Source organism: Lentzea sp. NPDC051213, from assembly GCF_044455585.1.
Taxonomy (GTDB): Bacteria; Actinomycetota; Actinomycetes; order Mycobacteriales; family Pseudonocardiaceae; genus Lentzea.
In genome coordinates this window covers 725,712-745,191 of sequence record NZ_JBITEX010000001.1, presented here as the reverse complement: position 1 = coordinate 745,191, position 19,480 = coordinate 725,712, and the positions used below count along the sequence as shown (strand labels likewise).

Genomic DNA, 19,480 nt, shown 5'->3' with positions numbered 1-19,480 from the left:
AGATGCAAACGCATAGAACTTGAGACCAGAAGGAGGCGGGTGCCGTGCAGTTCGGAATCTTCTCGGTGAGCGACATCACCAGGGACCCGGTGAGCGGCGAGACCCCCAGCGAGGCCGAGCGCATCGACGCGATCGTGCAGATCGCCGAGAAGGCCGAGGAGGTCGGGCTCGACGTGTTCGCGATCGGCGAGCACCACAACCCGCCGTTCTTCTCCTCCGCCCCGACCACGCTGCTGAGCCACATCGCGGCGAAGACCAAGAAGCTGATCGTCAGCACCGCGACGACGCTGATCACCACGAACGACCCGGTGCGCATCGCCGAGGAGTACGCGATGCTGCAGCACCTGTCGAAGGGCCGCATGGACCTCATGCTGGGCCGCGGCAACACCGCGCCGGTCTACCCGTGGTTCGGCGCGGACATCCGGCAGAGCCTGCCGATGGCGCTGGAGAACTACAACCTCCTGCACCGGTTGTGGCGCGAGGACGTGGTGGACTGGGAAGGGAAGTTCCGCACGCCGTTGCAGGGCTTCACCTCCACGCCGCGGCCGCTGGACGACGTGCCGCCGTTCGTGTGGCACGGGTCGATCCGCACGCCGGAGATCGCGGAGCAGGCCGCCTACTACGGCGACGGCTTCTTCGCGAACAACATCTTCTGGCCGAAAGAGCACTACATGCGGCTGATCAAGTTCTACCGCCAGCGGTACGCGCACTACGGCCACGGCACGGAGAAGCAGGCCGTCGTCGGTCTCGGCGGCCAGGCGTACATCGCGAAGCGCTCGCAGGACGCCAAGAACGAGTTCCGGCCGTACTTCAACGAGGCACCGGTCTACGGGCACGGGCCGACGATGGAGGACTTCATGGCGCAGACGCCGCTGTCGGTCGGCAGCCCGCAGGAGGTCATCGACAAGACGCTGACCTTCCGCGAGCACTTCGGCGACTACCAGCGGCAGATGTTCCTGATGGACCACGCCGGTCTGCCGCTCAAGATGGTGCTGAACCAGCTCGACCTGCTGGGCGAGGAGGTGGTTCCGGTGCTGCGCAAGGAGATCGAGTCCCGCCAGGACCCGGAGACCGCCAAGCCGCCGACGCACGCGTTGCGCGTCAAGGAGAAGTACGGCGACCAGCCGGCCCGCCAGCCGAAGCCGAACGCCAACCGGGGTGACAACGTCACCGGCGGCACGCCCTACCAGGACGCCTGATGACCCGCGCCAACGAGGCGTGGGAGTCCCTGATGAAGGCCTACGCCGTGCTGATGAAGCGGTTCAACGCGGAGGACGTCTGGGGTGAGCTGACCATGCGGGAGTACGACGTGCTCTACACGTTGTCCAAATGCGACGGTCCACTCCGGATGAGCGAGCTGAACCGCCACGTGCTGCTGAGCCAGCCCGCGCTGTCCCGCATGGTCGACCGCCTGACCGACCGCGGGCTGGTGGACCGCTGCCCCGACCCCGGTGACCGGCGGGGTGTGCGCCTGTCGCTCACCCCGGCCGGCCGCAAGACACAGCAGCAGATCGGCCGCCCGCACGCCAGGAGCGTCGCCCGCGCGTTGACCGTGCTGACACCGGAAGAACTCGACCAGCTGGCCGCGATCACCGCCAAACTGGTCCGGAGCGAGGAGTCATGACCGAACAGTTCCAGCTCGTGGTCGTCTCGGCCGGCACGAGCGACCCGTCGTCCACCCGCCTGCTCGCCGACCGCGTCGCGGGCCGCGTCACCCAGCTCGCGTCCGAGAAGCAGCGCAAGGTCGTCACGCAGGTCGTCGAGCTGCGCGAGCTGGCCGGCGAGATCGCGAACGCGCTGGTGTCCAACCACATCGGCGCGAAGCTGCAGAAGGCGATCACCGCGCTGCAGCACGCCGACGGCATCGTCGCGAGCACCCCTGTCTACAAGGCGGGCGCGAGCGGGCTGTTCACGTCGTTCTTCCAGATCCTGGACAACGACCTGCTGATCGCGAAGCCCGTCGTGCTCGCCGCGACCGCCGGCACCGCCCGGCACGCCCTCGTGGTGGACGACCAGATCCGCGGGCTCTTCGCCTACCTGCGCACCGTGGTGGTGCCGACGTCGCTGTTCGCCGCGACCGAGGACTGGACGGACCCGGCGCTGAACAAGCGCGTCGACCGCGCCGCGCTCGAACTGGTGGCGCTGATGGCCTCCGGGTTCGAGAAGCAGGTGCGCGACGAGTCGTGGGGCCGCTACCAGCACGAGTTCGGCAGCGCCGGCGGCACCGAGGTGTCGATCGACTTCGACTCCGACCTGATGCGCCTGGCCGCGGGCGGTCACGCGTAGGGCAGGAGCTTCTTCTCGGCGTAGGTCAGGCCGTAGAAGAGCGCGACGCTCATCACCGCGAGCAGGGCCATCGCCGCGAAGGCGAGCGAGGTGTCGGCGCTGGCGCCGGACTGGTTGATCACGTAGCCCAGTCCGGCGCTGCTGCCGACGAACTCGCCGATCACGGCCCCGATCACCGCCAGCGTGATCGACACCTTCAGCCCGACGAAGATCTGCGGCAGCGCGTGCCGCAGCCGCAGTTTGAAGAACTCGTGCGTGCGCGAGGCGTCCAGCGACCGGAACAGCTCGACCAGCTCGTGGGGCGTGGACTTCATACCGGACGCGGTCGAGATGACCACCGGGAAGATGCACACCAGCACGACCATGAGCACCTTCGACTCGATGCCGAACCCGAACCACACCACCACGATCGGCGCGATCGCGATCTTCGGCACGGCGTTCAGCGCGACCAGCAACGGGTAGAACATCCGCTCCAGGATCTTCGAGCCGACGATCAGCAGCGCGAGCGGCACACCGGCCACGATGGACAGCAGGAAGCCGAGAACGGTCTCCTGCAACGTGACCAGGCTCTGTTCCAGCAGATAGCCGGGAAACTCCAGGAACGACGACACGACGTCGGCCGGCGACGGCACGAGGAACGAGTCGATCGCGAAGACGATCGTCACCAGCCACCAGAGGCCGATGATCGCCAGCAGGCCGAGGACCGGCAGCACGATCTTCACGCCCGCACCTCCTCGAGCGCCCCGCGCAGCTCCCGGCTCACCTCGTCCAGCTCGGCCTGCCCGAACGCCCGCGGCCGGGGCAGGCCGACGTCGACGATCCGGTGGATGCGGCCGGGCCGCGGGCTCAGCACCACGATCCGGTCCGCGAGCAGCACGGCCTCCTCGATCGAGTGCGTCACGAACACGACCGACCGGGGCACCTCGAGCTGAACCCGTTGCAGCTCCAGGGAAAGCTCCTCCCGCGTCAGCGCGTCCAACGCGGAGAACGGCTCGTCCATCAGCATCACCCGCGGGCTCTGGATCAACGACCGGCACAGCGACACCCGTTGCTGCATCCCGCCGGACAACTCGTGCGGCAGCCGTTTCTCGAACCCTTTGAGTCCCACCAGCTCCAGCAGCTCGTGCGCCCGGTCCCGGTGATCTCCCAGGCCGAAGATCTCGATCGGCAACAGCACGTTGGACAGCACCGACCGCCACGGCAGCAACGCCGGCCGCTGGAACATCACCGAGACGTCGCGCCGCGGCCTGGTCACCGCGGTGCCCGCCACCTCGATCAATCCCCCGGCAGGCGTCAGCAGCCCGGCGATCAACCGCAGCAACGTCGACTTGCCACAACCGGACCGCCCGATCACCGCGACGAACTCGTGCTCGCCCACGTCGAGGTCGATCCCGGCCAGCGCCTCGACGGTCCCGAAGACGTGCGCGACCCGCTGAAGCGTGATCACTTCTTCGGCGCCAGCCCGAACGACGCGATGTCCGCGGGGCGCAACCCGTCCGGGATCGCCCCGGCCTCCACGAGCGTGCGGATGATCTTCTCGACCCGCGCCTCGGTCAGCTCACCGACCGGTCCGCTGAACCCGGCGGGTTTGACGTACGGCGCCATCAGCGTGACCTCGGCGCTGGCGACGGCCGCGTCCTGAGTCGGCTGGTACTTCTTGAGAATCTGGCCGAGCTCGTCCGGGTGCTCGACCGAGTAGGTCAGCCCCCTGAGCAACGCACCGGTGAACCGCTGCACCAGCTCGGGTTTCTGCGCGGCGGTGTCCTTCGAGGTCACCAGCGCGTTGCCGTACAGGTCCGGCACCAGATCGCCGTACGGCAGCACGACCACCTTCTTGCCCTTGGCCGCCGCCTCGATCAGCGGCTTGCCGACGACGAACTGCCCGATCCCGTCCACCTGCCCGGCCGCCAGCAGCTGCGGCAGCGCGGGCGGAGCCGACGGCACGAACTGGACCTGCGCGGGATCGAGGCCGGCCGCCTTGGCGTAGACCGGGAACATGACCTGGTTCGTCGAGCCCGGCTGGTCGCCGATCTTCTTGCCGGCCAGGTCGGCCGGTTTCGTGATGCCGCTGCCCTCCAGCGCGACGATCGCGGCGAGCGACCGTTGCTGGATGGCCGCGATCGTGGTGACGGGCAACTTCTCCTTCGCCGCGGTGATCGCGGTGGCGGTGAAGTCGGCGACGCCGAAGTCCGCCCGGCCGCCGGCGACGAGCTTGAGCACGTCGACGCTGCCGGTGCCCGGTGTGATCGTGACGTCGATGCCCGCCTCGGCGAAGAACCCCTTCTCCTGAGCCACGTACGCGTACGCGTCGCGGCCGAACGTGTTGAAGGACGTCAGGTAGCTGACCTTGTCCCGCTTCGCCTCGCTGGTCTGCGGTGAGCCACCGCACCCCGTGACGGCCAGCATGATCGCGAGCAGGACGACTGAAACCGGCTTCATGATGTTCCCCTCCCCCGAAGGCACCCTCTTCGGAGAACATAGACGGCGGGGAGGACTGATGACCATGACCGATCGGCGGCCGGGGCCGTCCTGGCGCGCGCCAGGACGGCCGACACCGGTGTCAGGCTCAGGTCATGCGGAGCGAGCGCGGCCGGTCGTTCCAGTCTCCAGCCGACCCGAAGCAGTTGTGCATGTTGGCGCAGACGTTGTACCCCAGAGGACTGTCCGTGCCCGAGTAGTTCAGGCCGTCCCAGAACCTCACGCGGCAGTAGTGCGGGACGAACGAGCTGATGTTCCGGTCACGGCTGATGACGCTGAGGTTGGGGATGACCATGTCGGTCTCGTTGTCGTAGGCCGCCGTGCACGGCCTGGTGGAGGTCACCCACGCCCTGTTGACGTGGTTGATGTCGACGGACAGTTCCACGAGGAGGTACTCGGCCGCGGACTTGCTCGCGCGAAGCTCCCCATCAGTGGCGAAACAGGTCTGCTTGCCGGTGTCGATGTTCAGATTGCAGAACTCACCCGGCGCCGCGGACGCCGTTCCTGCCATGCCCGCCAGGACGGACAAGGCCACGATGATCGTGGCCACAAGACGTTTCATCTGAAGTCCCCTCAACCTTGCGAAACGCGGTTGCAGGCGCCTTTCGCCCCCTTTGACGCCCCACCACAACACGCCCGCTCGACCACTTCGGTTGCCACACAGGAGGAGCAATGCGGGGCGACATCGTGATCTCGCCGTCCGGCGAGGAGATCGTGCTGGTCGACGTGGGTCAGCTCGTCCTCTACGACGATCCCGTGGTCCGCGTGTGGGAGGTGTCGCTCGAACCGGGCGAGACCCATCCCTGGCACCTGCACCACAACCCGTACGTCGTGCTGAGCATCGACGGCTCGGAAGGCCGGATGGACTGGCTGGACGGCAGCGAGCCCCGGTTCATCTCGGAGCACCGCGGCGGTTCGGTGTACCGGCCCGTATCGCCGGTCCACCGCCTCACCAACATAGGGACGTCGTTCTACCGCAACCGGCTCGTGGAGCTGAAAGACCTCGGCGAGAACGTCGGTGAGCCACTGGACATCTCGCCCGACGACGTCAGCGTCCGGACCGTCGCCGACGCGGCACTGGACCTGGAGGGGCCGCACGTGCTCGCTGCCCTCGACACCGAGGACGTGCGGCTCCACCCAGGCGGGCCGTGTCAGCTCGCCGGCGAGTGGTTCGTCGTGGAGCTGCGCTACTTGGCCAGGTAGGGCTCGAGGTCCTCGAACTCCGCGACCTGCCGCACCTCGACCGACATCTCCTCGACGCCGGCGAAGCAGGTGATGTACTCCTCGGCGACGGCCGTGGCCTCGGCGAGGTCCTTCGCGCTGATCAGCAGAAACCCGCCGACGACCTCCTTGGCCTCGGCGAACGGCCCGTCGGTCGACCTGATGGCGGTGCCGCGCCTGCGCACCGTCGCGCCCACCTTCTGCACGCCCTCGGCGCCGAGCATGACGCCCTCCGCGCTCAGCTTCTCGACGAAGGCGTTCATCCGCTCGACCAGCTCGGGGACCGGATCCCACGAGGCGTTGTCGTCCTCCGGGACCCGGTGCATCAGCAAGAACCGCATGTCATCTCCTCGGTGTCAGCAGGCAGCGCTGCGCCGCCCACACCTCCGTCGATCGACGTCGGGGCGCTTTCGACATCCTGACATCATGATTTCTTCCCGGCTGGTCGTCGGCCTGCTCAGCATGTGGCTGTTCGGCAACCTCTACGAGCAGATCGTGTGGAATCCGCAGCTGCTGGCGGATCCACGGCCTGGCACGCTCGTCGGCACGTTCGCGGCCGGCAGCCCCGTCTACTACTACCTGCCCTGGGCGCCGCTCGGCGTGGCGTTGGCGGTCGTCACGCGCGTGCGGCTCCCACGGACGGCACCCGGCCGTGTGCTGCGGGCCTGGAACGTCGCGCTCGGCTGCCTCGCGGTCGCGCTGGCCATGAAGATCCTGCTGATCACGCAGGTCAACCCGCTGTTCCGCGATCCGGCCGCCTCCCGCGAGCAGGTGCACGACCACGCGGTCCTGTGGGCGTTCGGCAACGGCATCACCGTCGTCACGGTGGCCGCCGCGCTCCTGCTGATCACCGGTCGTGCGCGAGGTGCGGCGCCGGACTGAGCTCGGCCCGTCGTGACACGAGGTGGCCCGCCGTCCGTAGAGCGAGCGCGGCCATCGTGATCGACGGGTTGGACGTGCCGAGCGACGGCATGCTGCCGCAGCCCACCGCGTAGAGGTTGGGGTGGTCCCAGCAGCGTTGCCACTGGTCGACGACCGAATTCTGGGGTGTCGCGCCCATCACGTGCGTGCCACCGATGTGCCCGGCACTCCAGTAGCGCAACGGCACCCCGTCGTGCTCGAAGTACCGCTCCCCGTCCGGCTTGTACTGCGTGTAGTCCTCGGCCTTCAGCATCTCGAAGAGCTGGTCCGACACCCGTTTCGCCGCCAGCAGGCCGTCCTGCACGTAGCCGGACAGTCCGTAGTGGACGGACGGGCGCGGGTTGCCGAGAGCGTCTCTGCGCGCGTGGTCGAGTGTGATCCGGTTGGTCGGATCAGCCTCCTGCTCGACCTCGATCTGCAGCGTGAACTGCCTGCCGACGCGGTCCGCGACCGCGTTGCGCAGCGCGGTCCCCCGCAACCCGGCCGCGACGAACTCCCTCGTGTCGCTGCCGGGACTGCCCGCAGACCAGCCCCAGCCCCAGTTGCCGATCTCGACCCGGAACGGCGCCCGCGTGCACCGCTGCGGCCCGCACCGGAAGGCCTCGATGCCCGTAGTCGACCCCGGCCCGCGGAACGGCCCGATCGGTTCGGGCATCAGCGCCCACGTGAGCAGCGTCGGGTGGTCCATCAGGTTGCGGCCTACCTGGTCGCTGCTGTTCGCGAGCCCGGACATCAGCAGCAGTTTCGCGTTCTCGATGGCGTGCGCGGCGAGCACCACGACGTCCGCCTCGACCTCGTGCCGCGTGTGCGTGCCAGACGTGTCGTCGTAGTACCGCTGATAACCGACCTTGGTGACGCGCCCGAACTCGTCGGCGTGGAGCCTGTTCACGACGCACCGTGTGCGCAGCTCGACGTTGTCCGACCAGCGTTTCTGGGTCCTGAGCGGCGTGTACTTCGCGCTCTCCGGGCAGACCGGCACACAGCTCGCGAAGCCGGAGCACAGGTTCCCGTCCGGCCGGTACCCCTTGACCGGCACACCGTTGCGCGCCTGCGGGGTGCCGGTGACCCGCAGCTCCTGCCCGTCGATCCGCCGACCGTCCACAACGGACGCGACCGCGTGGTCGAGATACGTGCGAGGCAAGGCGTGCATCGGATAGACGTACCCGTCCGGGATCGGCAGATGCCCGCGCTGCTCGTCGGCGTCGGCCGACACGCCGATCTCCCACTCCGCCGCCCGGTAGGAGGGCTCGAGATCGTCGTAGGAGATGGGCCAGTTGCGCCCGTGCCCCAGGTCGGCGGTGCGGAAGTCCTCGGGGTGCATCCGCGGCGTGATGCCGGTCCAGGCGGCCCCGGTGCCCCCGTTCATCCGCAGGTACGGACTCGCGTACTCGAACGGCCCGGTGTTGATCAGGTAGTCGCTCGACGGCGCGGCGACGGTCTGCCGGTACGGCGCGAGCGGTGTCTTGACCAGCGCGGTCTGGAAGGTGCGCACCGCGTCGTCGTGGCCCGTCTCCGTGCCCGCCTCCAGCACGAGCACGCGGAACCCGTTGTCCCCCAGCACCTTCGCGATCAACGATCCGGCGAACCCGGCGCCGACGACCACGGCTCTCACGAGAGGCTTCTTCGCGGTCTCTGCTCCCAGCTGCCGAAGCCGGGCGCTCGTGTCCCCGGCGGCGCACCCCCGAACGCCTTCCACGCCAGCCCCTCGGCGTAGGCGCGGGAACTCGGGACCACCCCGCGCCAGACGCCGGTGTACCAGAGCTCGATGATCTCCGCCGGCGACGCGTCCGCCGCCAGCCCCGCGTACTGCTCGACCAGTCCGGTCGACCTCAGCTCCTCCACCGAGAACCCGGTGAGCTCGGCGGACAACTCCACGAAGGCGTCCATCCCGCCATCCTCGACGGCGAAGCGCCGCCACGCCCGGCCGGTCACCCGCGTGGCGCAACCTCCATCTCGCCCAGCCGCGACCAGTCGTCCTGCTCCAGCACCGTGTTCACGATCTTCGGCGTCTCCGCGAGGTACTGCGGCAGCTCCTTCTGGGCGTTCTTGAAGTGCTCCGACTGCACGTGCGCGGCTCCGGCGTCACCGTCGCGGAATGCCTCGACCAGCACGTACTCGTTGGCATCGGCGATGCTGCGGGACCAGTCGAACCACAGGCAGCCTGGTTCTGCTCGGGTGGCCTCGGTGAAGCTCCTGGACAGCTCTGACCAGGTGTCGGCGTGCTCGGGCAGGACCTGGAACTTGGCGGTGATGAAGATCAAGACGACCTCCGAGTCGTGATCGGGCTCGTGACCGCCTCCGACCCTAGCCCGCGATCGGCCCGCGGGCTCCGCGCCCGTCACGCCCGACAACATCGCCACGTTAGCGAGTCCCACTCCTGGGTACACCTCGTCACCCGAGGTGCTGTCCTCGGCGAGATCGGCCGCGCGGTCCGGCGGAACCTGCGCGATCATCGGCGCCGTGCCCGAGATCGACACCCGCAGGCGGAACCTGGTCGTAGCGGCAGTCCTGCTGGCCATGCTGCTGGCCGCCCTCGACCAGACCATCGTGTCCACCGCGCTGCCCACCATGGTCGCCGAGCTGGGCGGCGGCGCGCACCTGTCGTGGGTGGTGACGTCGTACCTGCTCGCCGAGACGATCATGACGGTGCTGATCGGCAAGTTCGGCGACCTGTACGGGCGCAAGAAGACGTTCGTGATCAGCATCGTGCTGTTCCTGGTCGGGTCGTTCTTCGCGGGCTGGTCGGAGTCGATGGGCACGCTGATCGCCTTCCGCGCGGTCCAGGGGCTCGGCGCGGGCGGGTTGATGGTCACCGCGACGGCGATCATCGCGGACGTGGTGCCGTTGCGGGAGCGCGGCAAGTTCCAGGGGTTCGCGGGCGCGGTGTTCGGCGTCGCGACGGTGGCCGGGCCGCTGCTCGGCGGGCTGTTCGTCGACCACCTGAGCTGGCGGTGGGCGTTCTACGTGAACATCCCGCTCGGCATCGCCGTGGTGCTGGTGGCACTCGCCGCGCTGCCCACCATCAAGGCGGTGGGGCAGGCGAAGATCGACTACGCGGGCATCGCGCTGATCGCGCTGGCGGCCACCGGGTTGACGCTGGTCACGAGTTGGGGCGGTACCGAGTATCCGTGGACGTCGCCGACGATCCTGTGGATGGCGGCCGGCTCGATCGTGCTCCTCGTGGCGTTCGTGTTCGTCGAGCAACGCGCGGCCGAGCCGATGCTGCCGATGCGGTTGTTCCGCAGCCGGGTGTTCACGGTGTCGGGTGTGCTGAGCTTCGTCGTCGGGTTCGCGATGCTCGGCGGCATCACCTACCTGCCGATCTACCTGCAGTACGTGCGCGGCGAGTCGGCGACCGCGTCCGGGTTGTGGATGCTGCCGCTCATCGCCGGGCTGATGGCCACGGCGTTGCTCACCGGCAGCGTGATCAGCCGCACCGGTCAGTACCGGGTCTTCCCGATCATCGGATCCGTCGGCCTGGCACTAGGACTCCTGCTGCTGTCCTTTTTGGACGCTGACACGAGTTACTGGGTCATGGGCGCGTTCATGGTCGTGCTCGGCGCGGGCATCGGCCTGGTGATGCAGGTGCCGGTGATCGTCGTGCAGAGCACCGCGAACTACAGCGATCTCGGCGTCGCCACGTCCGGCATCAGCTTCCTGCGCACGATGGGCAGCTCGTTCGGTGTCGCGATCTTCGGCACGATCTACGCGAACCAGCTGCCGAAGCACCTCGTCGTGCCGCCCGGCGTCGATCCCGGCGCGATCGCGAGCCCGGCCGCCGTCCACGCCCTGCCGGCGGCGTTGAAGGCACCCGTGGTCGCCGGCTACGCCGAGACCGTGCAGACGATGTTCCTGATCGCCGCACCGATCGGCCTGATCGCCCTGGCGGTCGCGTTCTTCCTGCCGCAGGTCCAGTTGCGCGACACCAGCCGTGCCGCCGCCACCGGCAACAGCGGCGTGGGCGAGAGCTTCGCCGCGCCGGCGTCGAACTCCTTCGACGAACTGCGCAAGCTGGTCGCGACCGTCATCTCGAAGTCGAAGGTCCACCCCAGCGGCGAGGTGCTGCGGCGCTCCGGCGTCGGCCTGCCGCTGGAGCAGGCGTGGCTGCTCGGGCGCGTGTACCGGGCTTCGATGGACGACGGCGTCGCGACGCTGCACGAGATCTCCGAGATGACCAAGGTGCCCGGCGGTATCTTCGAGCCGACCGCGCAGGCACTCGTGCGGTCCGGGCACCTCGAGTTCTGCGACGACGGCTACCGGTTCACCGCACTCGGCGTGGACGTGTTCGCGCAGCTCCTGCAGGCGTGGCGGCAGTGGCTGCTCGACCAGCTGGAGGACTGGCACGAACCGGACCAGCGCGACTTCGCCCGTGCGCTCGACTCGTTCACCGATGAGCTGATCGAGGGCAGCCGCCAGCTCGCCCGACTCTAGAAGATCACCCGGCTAGCCCAGCCGGGCGCAAGGATCCACATGCGACCCTGGAAGCGATGAGCACCACGCGAATCGGGTCGTTCAACGTGGAGAACATGTTCGAGCGCCCCAAAGTGATGGGCCGCAACGCGACCAAGCACGCGGCCCCGATCCTCGCTGCCCACGCGAGGTTCAACGAACTCATCGCCGCCGAGACCTACACCCCCGAGGTCAAGGAAGAGCTCAAGGAGCACCTGTCGACGCTGGAGTTGCTGCGGGGTGACCGGAGCAAGTACGCGATCCTGCGGCGCATCCGCGGCCGGTTCCTCGCGCGGCACCGCACGGGCGAAACCTCAGTCGTGGCAAGCGGTCGCGAGTCGTGGGTCGGCTGGGTCGAGCTCACCACGGAACCCATCAGCGAGCTCGCCACCCGCCACACCGCCCAGGTGATGCGCGACGTCGGCGCGCACGTGCTCGGCGTGGTCGAGGCCGAGTCCCGCGAGCTGCTGCAGATGTTCTCCGCCAGCCTGCTCAAGAACGTCGGCTGGACCCCGTACGACGAGGTGCACCTCATCGACGGCAACGACGAGCGCGGCATCAACGTCGGACTTCTGACGCGCGACGAGCACCAGGTCATCACCATCAGGACCCACGTGTACGCCAAGGATTCCTCGGGCGTGGTCTTCTCCCGCGACTGCGCCGAGTACCACGTGCGCACGCCCGCCGGTCCGGAGGTCGTGGTGCTCGTCAACCACCTGAAGTCCAAGGGCTACGGCGCGCCCGGCGATCCGATCGGCGCGCGGCGGCGGTTCCGGCAGGCCGTTCGCATCGCCCGCATCGTGAACCGGCTGCGCGACGAGGGCCACGAGCACGTCGCGGTCGTCGGCGATCTCAACGACACCGCGGACAGCGAGGCGCTCCGGCCGTTGTTCCAGCGCACCGGTCTCAAGGACATCAGCGAGCACGAGAACTTCGACTGGGACCACCGCCTCGGTACCTACCGCGGCACCAACGAACGCGGCAAGATCGACTACATCCTGCTCACGCCGGAGCTGTTCGCCAAGGCGACCGGTGGTGGTGTGTTCCGCAAAGGCGTGTGGCGCGGCCCGCGGACCAAAGACCGTTGGGACGTCTACGAAAGCATGACCAACGAGGTGCACGCGGCCAGCGACCACGCCGCGATCTACGCCGACATCGACTGGAGCGCCTAAACCACCTCGACGGTCAACTCCACGACATCGCCGGGACCGACACCGGCCGACTTCCGCACCGCCGCCTTGATCGGCAGCACGTAGCACCCGGACTGCTTGTCCGGGAACACCGAAGTCGACCAGTTGCTGGCACCCAGCCCGACGCGGACCTTCACCGAACCGAAGCCGGCGCCGGGCGTGGCCAGTTCCCTGATTTGTTCGGACACGGCCTCGGGTAACGTCACGAAAGTCCACGTGTCCGCGCGGCGGGCGTCCCACAGCCACAATTCGGCGTCGAAGACGAACATTGCCACATTATGGGGCCAAACAGGTGATGTGTCCGGCATCCCATCACATGTTGGCATCCACATCTTGAATGTCTCGTTAGGTTAGCTTTACCTTGTCTCCGCCCGTCTGACCTGGGTTGTGAGTCGAGGAGGACCGCCGGTGAGGCGTCGTGCACGCACCGTGACAGTGGTCGCCGCCCTGCTGGCGTCGATGTTGACGGCCTGCAGTTCCGCGAACGACCTGATCATTTATTCCGGCCGCAACGAACAATTGGTCGGGGCACTCCTCAAGCAGCTCGAGGACGCCGTCGGAATCGATGTGCAGGTCCGTTACGGCGGCAGCGGCGAAATGGCCGCGCAGCTGCTCGAGGAAGGCCAGGGCACCGAGGCCGACGTGTTCTTCTCGCAGGACGCCGGCGCGCTCGGCGCCGTCGGCGCGCAGGGCAGGCTCGCCGAACTGCCCGCGGACGTGCTGGGCATGGTGCCGCAGACCTACCAGGCGCGCGACAAGCGCTGGGTGGCCACGAGTGCGCGCGCACGTGTCATCGCGTACGACCCGCGCGTGGTCACCGAAGCCGACCTGCCCAAGACGATCGACGACGTCGTGGACCCCAAGTGGCGCGGCAAGATCGGGTACGCGCCGACGAACGCGTCGTGGCAGGCGTTCGTGACGTCGGTGCGCGTGCTCAAGGGTGAGGACTTCGCCAAGGAGTGGCTGAAGAAGTTCGCCGCCAACGACCCGAAGCGCTACGACAACAACGTCAACATCCTCAAGGCCGTCGACGACGGTCAGCTCCCCTTTGGACTGATCAACCACTACTACTGGTACGCCTCGGCCGCGGAGAAGGGCGGCGAGGCCAACATGAAGGCCAAACTGCACCGCGTCGGCGGTGGTGACCCGCTCGCGCTGGTCAACGTGGCCGGCGTCGGGGTCGTCCAGGGCAGCAACCAGAGCGAGGCCGCGCAGAAGGCCGTGCGGTTCCTGCTGTCCGAGCAGGCGCAGCGGCACTTCGCCGACCAGACCGCCGAGTATCCGGCGAACCCGGACGTGAAGTCGAGCAAGCACAAGCTTCCGCCGATCACGGACCTCCACGCACCCGACATCGACCTCTCCAAGCTGTCGTCCCTGCAGGAGACGGTGAAGCTGTTGCAGGAAGCGGGGTTGTCCTGAGGCCCGTGCACCGGGCCGCACCCACTCTCACCACGCTCTCCCTAGTCGTCGCCGCGGCTGCATTGCTGCCGCTGGCGTACCTGGCGGTGCGTTCGTTCGAACGCGGCGGGGGCGTCGTGTGGGACGTCCTGGTGCGGACCCGGACCGCGGAACTGGCGCTGCGCAGCCTGTCGCTCGCGGTGGCGGTGACGGCCGCGTGCCTCGTCCTGGGTGTGCTCAGCGCGTGGCTGACGGTCCGCAGCGATCTGCCGGGCCGCCGGGTTCTCGGGGTGCTGCTGGTGTTGCCGCTGGCGGTGCCGTCGTACGTCGCCGGGTTCACCTGGATCTCCGTGTTCCCGGATCTCACCGGGTTCGCCGGAGCGTTCGTGGTGCTGACACTCGTGTCGTATCCCTACGTCCTGCTGCCGGTGGCCGCCGCGTTGCGCACGGCCGATCCGGCGGTGGAGGAGGTCGCGCGCTCGCTCGGCCGCACGAGTCGTCAGGTGTTCTTCTCCGTGACGCTGCGGCAGATCCGGCCGGCGGCGCTCGCGGGCGGGTTGCTGGTGGCGCTGTACGTCCTGAGTGACTTCGGTGCGGTGTCGCTGATGCGGTACGAGGCTTTCACGCTTGGCATCTATACCAGCTACCGGGCGACGTTCGACCGCACACCGGCCGCGATCCTCGGACTGATCCTGGTGGTGCTGGCGATCGCGCTGACGCTGGGCGAACGGCGAGCACGGGGGGTCACCGCGCATCGCGGACGTCGTCAGCCGTTGACCGTGCCGCTCGGCCGGGCTCGGGTACCCGCGTCCGCGGGCGCGGTGACGCTGGTCCTGCTGACGCTCGGCGTGCCGGTGGTCAGCCTGACCTGGTGGCTGGTGGCGGGCACGTCGACGTTCGAGGTGTTCGATCTGTTGGCCACGACCGGGAACACCGTCGCGGTGTCGGCGTTCGGCGCGCTGCTGACGCTGCTGCTGGCGTTGCCGGTGGGAATCCTGGCAGCGCGGCACCGGGGCCGGCTCGCACGAGGGGTCGAGCTGGCCAGTTTCGCCGGACACGCGCTGCCGGGGATCACGGTCGGGCTGGCGTTGGTGTTCTTCGGGATTCGCTTCGCCCCGGCGCTCTACCAGACGGCGCCGATGCTCGCGTTCGCCTACGCGGTGCTGTTCCTGCCGCTCGCCGTCGGAGCGGTGCGGACCGGTGTCGCGCACGCGCCGCCGGTGCTGGAGGAGGTCTCGCGGTCGCTGGGGCACGGGCGGTGGGAGACCGGGCTGCGGGTGACCGTGCCACTGGCGGCGCCGGGGATCTTGGCCGGTACCGCGCTCGTGTTCCTCACGTGTGCCAAGGAGTTGCCCGCAACCTTGCTGCTCAGGCCGACCGGAATGGACACCCTGGCGACCGAGCTGTGGACGCGCACCGAAGTGTCCGCGTATGCCGCGGCGGCGCCCTACGCGGCGGTTCTTCTTGTGGTCGCAGCGATTCCGGCCGTCGTGCTGGACCGGTTCCTGGGAGGTGAGCGATGAGCGGCCTGACGGTGAAACGCCTCGTCGCGGGCTACGGCGGGGAACCGGTGCTGCGCGAGGTCGACCTCGCGGTGCCGGAGGGCGGGCTGCTCGCCGTCCTCGGGCCTTCCGGGTGCGGCAAGACGACGCTGCTGCGGGTGCTGGCCGGGTTCCACCCGGTGTCCTCGGGTGAGGTGTGGCTGGGTGATCGCGAACTGACGGCCGCGGTGCCGCCCGAACAGCGCGGAATCGGGATCGTGCCGCAGGAAGGCGCGCTGTTCCCGCACCTCAGCGTGGCGGGGAACGTCGGGTTCGGGCTCAGGCGGGGCGACCGAGGCGAGCGGGTGGAGGAGTTGCTCGACCTGGTGGGGCTGGCCGGGTTCGGTGCGCGGATGCCCGCGCAGCTCTCCGGCGGGCAGGCACAACGCGTGGCGCTCGCCCGTGCGCTGGCGCCGCGTCCTGGGGTCGTGCTGCTCGACGAGCCGTTCTCGGCCTTGGACGCCGGCCTGCGCGAGGAACTCCGGGCGGACGTGCGGGCGAGTTTGCGGGCGGCCGGCGTGACGGCGCTGCTGGTGACGCACGACCAGGAAGAAGCGCTGGGGATGGCGGACCTCGTCGCCGTGCTGCGCGACGGTGCGGTGGCACAGCTCGCGCGGCCGCAGACGATCTACTCCTCGCCCGCCGACCTCGGGGTGGCGCTGTTCGTGGGCGACGCGGTGACGTTCGACGGGGTCGCCCAAGCCGGCCAGGTGCGGACGCCGCTCGGCACGCTGCGGACGTCCGGCAACGGTCCCGGCACTGTGTTGCTGCGCCCGGAGCAGCTCATCCTCGGCTCCGCCGGCATCGAGTCCATTGTGGACGACGTGCTGTTCCACGGTCACGACGCGACGGTGCTGCTGCGACTCGCCGACGGCACGCAGGTGCGGTCGCGGGTGCAGGGGCGGATCGCGGTGCGGCCAGGAGTCTCCGTCGCGGTGTCGGTCGACGGGCCGGCGTTGTTCTTCGGGAGCACGCCGTGACGGCCACCGCGGACCTCGGGTTCGCCGACAGACTGGCCGCCCACGGCGACCGGCTCGCGCTGATCACCGCGGAGGGCACGTTCACCTACCGCGAGCTCGACGAACGCGTCGACGCGGCCGCGGCGAGACTTGGCCGGACCCGGCGCCTGGTGCTGCTGGCCGTGGAGAACGACGCCGAGTCGGTGGTGGCGTACCTGGCGGCACTGCGCGGCGGGCATCCGGTGGTGCTCGCCTCCGCCGCCCAGATTCCGGCGCTCACCTCGGTGTACGACCCGGACGTGGTGATCGCCGGCTCCTGGACGGAACGGCACGAGGGCACCGTGCACTCGCTGCACCCCGACCTGGCCCTGCTGCTGTCGACGTCCGGCACCACCGGGTCACCGAAGCTGGTGCGGCTCAGCACGGACAACGTCGTCGCGAACGCCGCCGCGATCGGTGAGTACCTGGACATCCGGCCCAGCGACCGCGCCATCACGTCGTTGCCGCTGCACTACTGCTACGGCCTGTCGGTCGTGAACAGCAACCTCGCCCGCGGCGCCGGCATCGTCCTGACCGGCCGGTCGGTGATCGAACCGGAGTTCTGGGACCTCGTGCGCTCCCACGGGGTGACGAGCCTGCACGGTGTGCCGCACACGTTCGGTCTGCTCGACGGCATCGGCTTCGAGCAGATGGATCTGCCGAGCCTGCGGTACGTGACGCAGGCCGGTGGACGGCTGGATCCCGGCGACGTCGTGCGGTACGCGACGCTCGGCATCGAGCGCGGCTGGCGGTTCTTCGTGATGTACGGCCAGACCGAGGCCACCGCGCGCATGGCCTACCTGCCGCCCGGACTCGCCGCGTCCCACCCGTCCGCGATCGGGGTGGCGATCCCCGGCGGGCAGCTGCGGCTCGACGAGGGCGAGCTGGTGTACCGCGGCCCCAACGTGATGCTCGGCTACGCCCACTCGCCGGAGGATCTGGCCCTGGGGCGCACGACGTTCGAGCTGCGGACCGGCGATCTCGGTGCGGTGGAGGACGGTCTGTTCTCGGTGACCGGCCGCAAGAGCCGGTTCGTGAAGCCGTTCGGCCTGCGCGTCGACCTCGACCAGGTGGAACGCTCGCTGGCCGCGGACGGCCTGCGGGTGGCCTGCACGGGTGACGACGACGGTCTCGTGGTCGCAGTGCTCGGTGACGCCGACCGCGCCGCGAGGCTGGTCCGCGTCCTGACCGGCCTGCCCGCGTCCGCCGTCCGCGCCTACACCGTGACGTCATTCCCGTTGCTGTCCAACGGAAAAATCGACTACCGAACCGTGGCGGCACCTCCTGACCGCGAGTGGGGGTCCGTGCGCGAGGTGTTCGCCTCGGTCTTGGGCGCGCGATCGCTGCCGTCGGACGCGACGTTCACCTCGCTGGGCGGCGACTCGTTGCGGTACGTGCAGATGACCGTTCAGCTGCAACGGTTGCTCGGCGACCTGCCGGCGTCGTGGCCGACGATGCCGGTGTCAGAGCTGGAAGAACTCCGCACCACGCACCGGCGCGTCCCGATGATCGACACCACGATCGTGCTGCGGGCGTTGGCGATCCTGCTCATCGTCGGCTCGCACGTGGGGTTCTTCAAGCTGCTCGGCGGCGCCCACCTGCTGCTCGTGGTGGCGGGCTGGAACCTCGCCCGGTTCCTGCTGCCCGCGCACCCGCTGCGGATCCTGCGCGCGACGGCGTTCATCGCGGTGCCGACCTCGCTCTGGCTCGTCTACCAGGCCGCCGTGACCGACCGTGTGACCGTCGACAACATCTTGCTGGTCAACAGCTTCACCCGCGGCGGCGCCGGCGGCTACTGGTTCGTGGAAATCGTCGTGCACGTCCTTCTGTTGTGCGGGCTGCTTTTCGTGATCCCGGCGCTGCGGCGCTGGGAACAACGGCAGAGCTACGCGTTCGCGCTGGTCGTGCTCGGGCTGACCCTGCTCGCACGCTTCACCGTCGAAGGCGACTTCTTCGCGCGCAACATGACGACGCTCGGCGCGGCGTGGTTCGTCGCGCTCGGCTGGGTCGCTCACCGCTCCCCCGCGCTGTGGCAGAAGTGCCTGGTCGTGGTGGTCGCGGTCGCGATGATCCCCGGCCGCATGGAGAACCTCTCCCGCGAGATCGTCCTCATCGGAGGCCTGATCCTGCTGCTGTCGCTCTCGCGCGTGCCGGTGCCGCGCGGCCTGCTGACCCCGGTCAGCCTGCTGGCCAGCGCCTCACTCGCCATCTACCTCACGCACTACGCGGTGTTCCCGCCCCTGCTGAAACTGGCGCCGCCCTCGATCGTGTTCGTGGTGTGCCTGGTGGTGGGTGTGGTGTCGTGGCTCGGGATCTCCAGGGCGGCGGTCAAAGTGGCGCGCTGATGTGGAAGTGCTCGTCGAACCGTGCGGCGAGCTCCTCCCCCATCCCGTACGGCGCCCACTTCCGCACCAGCTCCAGGAACCCGAGCATGTCCTGCCGCACGGCCTCGAGGTGTCCCGGCAGCGAGGCCAGCGGAATCTCGCAGGCGGGCCCGTCCGCGTGGTCCCCATCCGGCCACACCCGCACGACATCGGCACCGATCTCGATCTTCGGATCGGGTGAGTGTCCGAGCCACGGGTACACGCCGTCGAGCACGCCGCGCCAGTCCCGCCAGTCCTCCAGCCCCTGACAGCACCCCGGCTCGATCTCGACGCCGGTGACCGTGTCCCTGACCAGCAGCCCGCCGTACATGACGACGCGGTCCCTCGACAGCAACCCGCCGAGCAACGACGGCCCGTCCGGCCCGAGCTCCTGACGGTTGTTGTACTGCGCGATCGCGGCGAGCGCCGTGCCGACGTCCTCGCGCGACATGCGGCCGGACAGCACGACGTCGCCGTCCGAGTAGGGGCCGGTCGGCCAGTCCGGGTACTTCACCAGGTTGTGGGCAGCGACGACGGCGTTCATCTCGATCACCAGACCATTGTGCGTGACGAACGCCACCGACCATTTCGGTCGGCTTACCTACCGAATCGGTCGGTAAACACCGTAAAGTCGT

The 19,480-nt window shown here is 69.0% G+C and carries 21 protein-coding genes; 11 read left to right on the top strand and 10 right to left on the bottom strand.

Translation table 11 applies throughout. The features are described from left to right. The first annotated feature begins 44 nt into the window (after positions 1-44). The 3 genes from ACIA8G_RS03340 to ACIA8G_RS03330 are packed head-to-tail and all read left to right on the top strand — an operon-like array spanning position 45 to position 2,286. On the top strand, positions 45-1,199 hold the full coding sequence (locus ACIA8G_RS03340) for an LLM class flavin-dependent oxidoreductase (protein WP_396416622.1): 1,155 nt from the start codon (positions 45-47) through the stop codon (positions 1,197-1,199). After that, entirely contained in the window at positions 1,199-1,624 is a 426-nt protein-coding gene (locus ACIA8G_RS03335) for a MarR family winged helix-turn-helix transcriptional regulator (protein ID WP_396416621.1), read from the top strand. The genes ACIA8G_RS03340 and ACIA8G_RS03335 overlap by 1 nt, the downstream gene beginning before the upstream one ends. Beyond that, positions 1,621-2,286, top strand: a complete 666-nt coding sequence (locus ACIA8G_RS03330) for a CE1759 family FMN reductase (protein ID WP_396416620.1) — start codon at positions 1,621-1,623, stop codon at positions 2,284-2,286. Before ACIA8G_RS03335 ends, ACIA8G_RS03330 begins: the two co-directional genes overlap by 4 nt. On the opposite strand, the gene ACIA8G_RS03325 is transcribed toward ACIA8G_RS03330, so the two are convergent. The 4 genes from ACIA8G_RS03325 to ACIA8G_RS03310 form a co-directional block, all read right to left on the bottom strand. Then, positions 2,277-3,008 carry an ABC transporter permease gene (locus ACIA8G_RS03325; RefSeq protein WP_396416619.1) on the bottom strand — a complete coding sequence of 244 codons (732 nt, stop codon included), beginning with the start codon at positions 3,006-3,008 and terminating at the stop codon, positions 2,277-2,279. The two genes, ACIA8G_RS03330 and ACIA8G_RS03325, sit on opposite strands and share 10 nt — an antisense overlap. Continuing rightward, entirely contained in the window at positions 3,005-3,733 is a 729-nt protein-coding gene (locus tag ACIA8G_RS03320; RefSeq protein ID WP_396416618.1) for an ABC transporter ATP-binding protein, read from the bottom strand. Before ACIA8G_RS03320 ends, ACIA8G_RS03325 begins: the two co-directional genes overlap by 4 nt. Next, positions 3,730-4,725, bottom strand: coding sequence for an ABC transporter substrate-binding protein (locus ACIA8G_RS03315; protein ID WP_396416617.1), 996 nt, complete (start codon positions 4,723-4,725; stop codon positions 3,730-3,732). Before ACIA8G_RS03315 ends, ACIA8G_RS03320 begins: the two co-directional genes overlap by 4 nt. 127 nt (positions 4,726-4,852) lie before the next feature. Next, positions 4,853-5,326 (bottom strand): hypothetical protein, encoded by a 474-nt coding sequence (locus tag ACIA8G_RS03310; RefSeq protein ID WP_396416616.1) that lies wholly within the window; start codon positions 5,324-5,326, stop codon positions 4,853-4,855. Between the two features lie 110 nt (positions 5,327-5,436). Between ACIA8G_RS03310 and ACIA8G_RS03305 the strand changes: the two genes are divergently transcribed. Next, positions 5,437-5,967 (top strand): hypothetical protein, encoded by a 531-nt coding sequence (locus tag ACIA8G_RS03305; protein ID WP_396416615.1) that lies wholly within the window; start codon positions 5,437-5,439, stop codon positions 5,965-5,967. Here the strand turns inward: ACIA8G_RS03305 and ACIA8G_RS03300 are convergent. Beyond that, positions 5,952-6,326, bottom strand: coding sequence for a YciI family protein (locus tag ACIA8G_RS03300; RefSeq protein ID WP_396416614.1), 375 nt, complete (start codon positions 6,324-6,326; stop codon positions 5,952-5,954). The two genes, ACIA8G_RS03305 and ACIA8G_RS03300, sit on opposite strands and share 16 nt — an antisense overlap. 85 nt (positions 6,327-6,411) lie before the next feature. Between ACIA8G_RS03300 and ACIA8G_RS03295 the strand changes: the two genes are divergently transcribed. Next, entirely contained in the window at positions 6,412-6,867 is a 456-nt protein-coding gene (locus ACIA8G_RS03295) for a hypothetical protein (RefSeq protein ID WP_396416613.1), read from the top strand. Here the strand turns inward: ACIA8G_RS03295 and ACIA8G_RS03290 are convergent. From ACIA8G_RS03290 to ACIA8G_RS03280, 3 genes are read right to left on the bottom strand one after another with little or no spacing between them, the layout of a single operon-like run. Continuing rightward, entirely contained in the window at positions 6,833-8,518 is a 1,686-nt protein-coding gene (locus ACIA8G_RS03290) for a GMC family oxidoreductase (RefSeq protein WP_396416612.1), read from the bottom strand. The genes ACIA8G_RS03295 and ACIA8G_RS03290 overlap by 35 nt on opposite strands. After that, positions 8,515-8,793: a hypothetical protein gene (locus ACIA8G_RS03285; RefSeq protein ID WP_396416611.1), complete on the bottom strand. Its 279-nt coding sequence runs from the start codon at positions 8,791-8,793 to the stop codon at positions 8,515-8,517. The genes ACIA8G_RS03290 and ACIA8G_RS03285 overlap by 4 nt, the downstream gene beginning before the upstream one ends. Before the next feature lie 41 nt (positions 8,794-8,834). Then, positions 8,835-9,167: a putative quinol monooxygenase gene (locus ACIA8G_RS03280; protein ID WP_396417306.1), complete on the bottom strand. Its 333-nt coding sequence runs from the start codon at positions 9,165-9,167 to the stop codon at positions 8,835-8,837. 256 nt (positions 9,168-9,423) lie between these two features. Here ACIA8G_RS03280 and ACIA8G_RS03275 point away from each other — a divergent pair, with 256 nt between their 5' ends. After that, positions 9,424-11,337, top strand: coding sequence for an MDR family MFS transporter (locus ACIA8G_RS03275; RefSeq protein WP_396417305.1), 1,914 nt, complete (start codon positions 9,424-9,426; stop codon positions 11,335-11,337). Between the two features lie 56 nt (positions 11,338-11,393). Then, positions 11,394-12,527 carry an endonuclease/exonuclease/phosphatase family protein gene (locus tag ACIA8G_RS03270; protein ID WP_396416610.1) on the top strand — a complete coding sequence of 378 codons (1,134 nt, stop codon included), beginning with the start codon at positions 11,394-11,396 and terminating at the stop codon, positions 12,525-12,527. Here ACIA8G_RS03270 and ACIA8G_RS03265 read toward each other — a convergent pair. After that, positions 12,524-12,814: a DUF1905 domain-containing protein gene (locus tag ACIA8G_RS03265; RefSeq protein WP_396416609.1), complete on the bottom strand. Its 291-nt coding sequence runs from the start codon at positions 12,812-12,814 to the stop codon at positions 12,524-12,526. The two genes, ACIA8G_RS03270 and ACIA8G_RS03265, sit on opposite strands and share 4 nt — an antisense overlap. Before the next feature lie 139 nt (positions 12,815-12,953). Here ACIA8G_RS03265 and ACIA8G_RS03260 point away from each other — a divergent pair, with 139 nt between their 5' ends. The 4 genes from ACIA8G_RS03260 to ACIA8G_RS03245 are packed head-to-tail and all read left to right on the top strand — an operon-like array spanning position 12,954 to position 18,827. Beyond that, positions 12,954-13,964 carry an iron ABC transporter substrate-binding protein gene (locus ACIA8G_RS03260; RefSeq protein ID WP_396416608.1) on the top strand — a complete coding sequence of 337 codons (1,011 nt, stop codon included), beginning with the start codon at positions 12,954-12,956 and terminating at the stop codon, positions 13,962-13,964. 5 nt (positions 13,965-13,969) lie between these two features. Then, on the top strand, positions 13,970-15,466 hold the full coding sequence (locus ACIA8G_RS03255; RefSeq protein ID WP_396416607.1) for an ABC transporter permease: 1,497 nt from the start codon (positions 13,970-13,972) through the stop codon (positions 15,464-15,466). Beyond that, positions 15,463-16,464, top strand: a complete 1,002-nt coding sequence (locus ACIA8G_RS03250) for an ABC transporter ATP-binding protein (protein ID WP_396416606.1) — start codon at positions 15,463-15,465, stop codon at positions 16,462-16,464. The genes ACIA8G_RS03255 and ACIA8G_RS03250 overlap by 4 nt, the downstream gene beginning before the upstream one ends. Next, complete coding sequence (locus tag ACIA8G_RS03245; protein ID WP_396416605.1) at positions 16,461-18,827, top strand: AMP-binding protein; 2,367 nt, start codon at positions 16,461-16,463, stop codon at positions 18,825-18,827. Before ACIA8G_RS03250 ends, ACIA8G_RS03245 begins: the two co-directional genes overlap by 4 nt. On the opposite strand, the gene ACIA8G_RS03240 is transcribed toward ACIA8G_RS03245, so the two are convergent. Then, positions 18,811-19,398, bottom strand: a complete 588-nt coding sequence (locus tag ACIA8G_RS03240) for a hypothetical protein (RefSeq protein ID WP_396416604.1) — start codon at positions 19,396-19,398, stop codon at positions 18,811-18,813. The genes ACIA8G_RS03245 and ACIA8G_RS03240 overlap by 17 nt on opposite strands. Positions 19,399-19,480 lie beyond the last annotated feature (82 nt).

Coding starts and splice junctions, on each gene's coding strand:
- ACIA8G_RS03265 (WP_396416609.1), bottom strand. CDS start 12,814: ATGTTCGTCTTCGACGCCGAATTGTGGCTGTGGGACGCCCGCCGCGCG.
- ACIA8G_RS03310 (WP_396416616.1), bottom strand. CDS start 5,326: ATGAAACGTCTTGTGGCCACGATCATCGTGGCCTTGTCCGTCCTGGCG.
- ACIA8G_RS03300 (WP_396416614.1), bottom strand. CDS start 6,326: ATGCGGTTCTTGCTGATGCACCGGGTCCCGGAGGACGACAACGCCTCG.
- ACIA8G_RS03270 (WP_396416610.1), top strand. CDS start 11,394: ATGAGCACCACGCGAATCGGGTCGTTCAACGTGGAGAACATGTTCGAG.
- ACIA8G_RS03295 (WP_396416613.1), top strand. CDS start 6,412: ATGATTTCTTCCCGGCTGGTCGTCGGCCTGCTCAGCATGTGGCTGTTC.
- ACIA8G_RS03250 (WP_396416606.1), top strand. CDS start 15,463: ATGAGCGGCCTGACGGTGAAACGCCTCGTCGCGGGCTACGGCGGGGAA.
- ACIA8G_RS03315 (WP_396416617.1), bottom strand. CDS start 4,725: ATGAAGCCGGTTTCAGTCGTCCTGCTCGCGATCATGCTGGCCGTCACG.
- ACIA8G_RS03275 (WP_396417305.1), top strand. CDS start 9,424: ATGCTGCTGGCCGCCCTCGACCAGACCATCGTGTCCACCGCGCTGCCC.
- ACIA8G_RS03305 (WP_396416615.1), top strand. CDS start 5,437: ATGCGGGGCGACATCGTGATCTCGCCGTCCGGCGAGGAGATCGTGCTG.
- ACIA8G_RS03335 (WP_396416621.1), top strand. CDS start 1,199: ATGACCCGCGCCAACGAGGCGTGGGAGTCCCTGATGAAGGCCTACGCC.
- ACIA8G_RS03285 (WP_396416611.1), bottom strand. CDS start 8,793: ATGGACGCCTTCGTGGAGTTGTCCGCCGAGCTCACCGGGTTCTCGGTG.
- ACIA8G_RS03330 (WP_396416620.1), top strand. CDS start 1,621: ATGACCGAACAGTTCCAGCTCGTGGTCGTCTCGGCCGGCACGAGCGAC.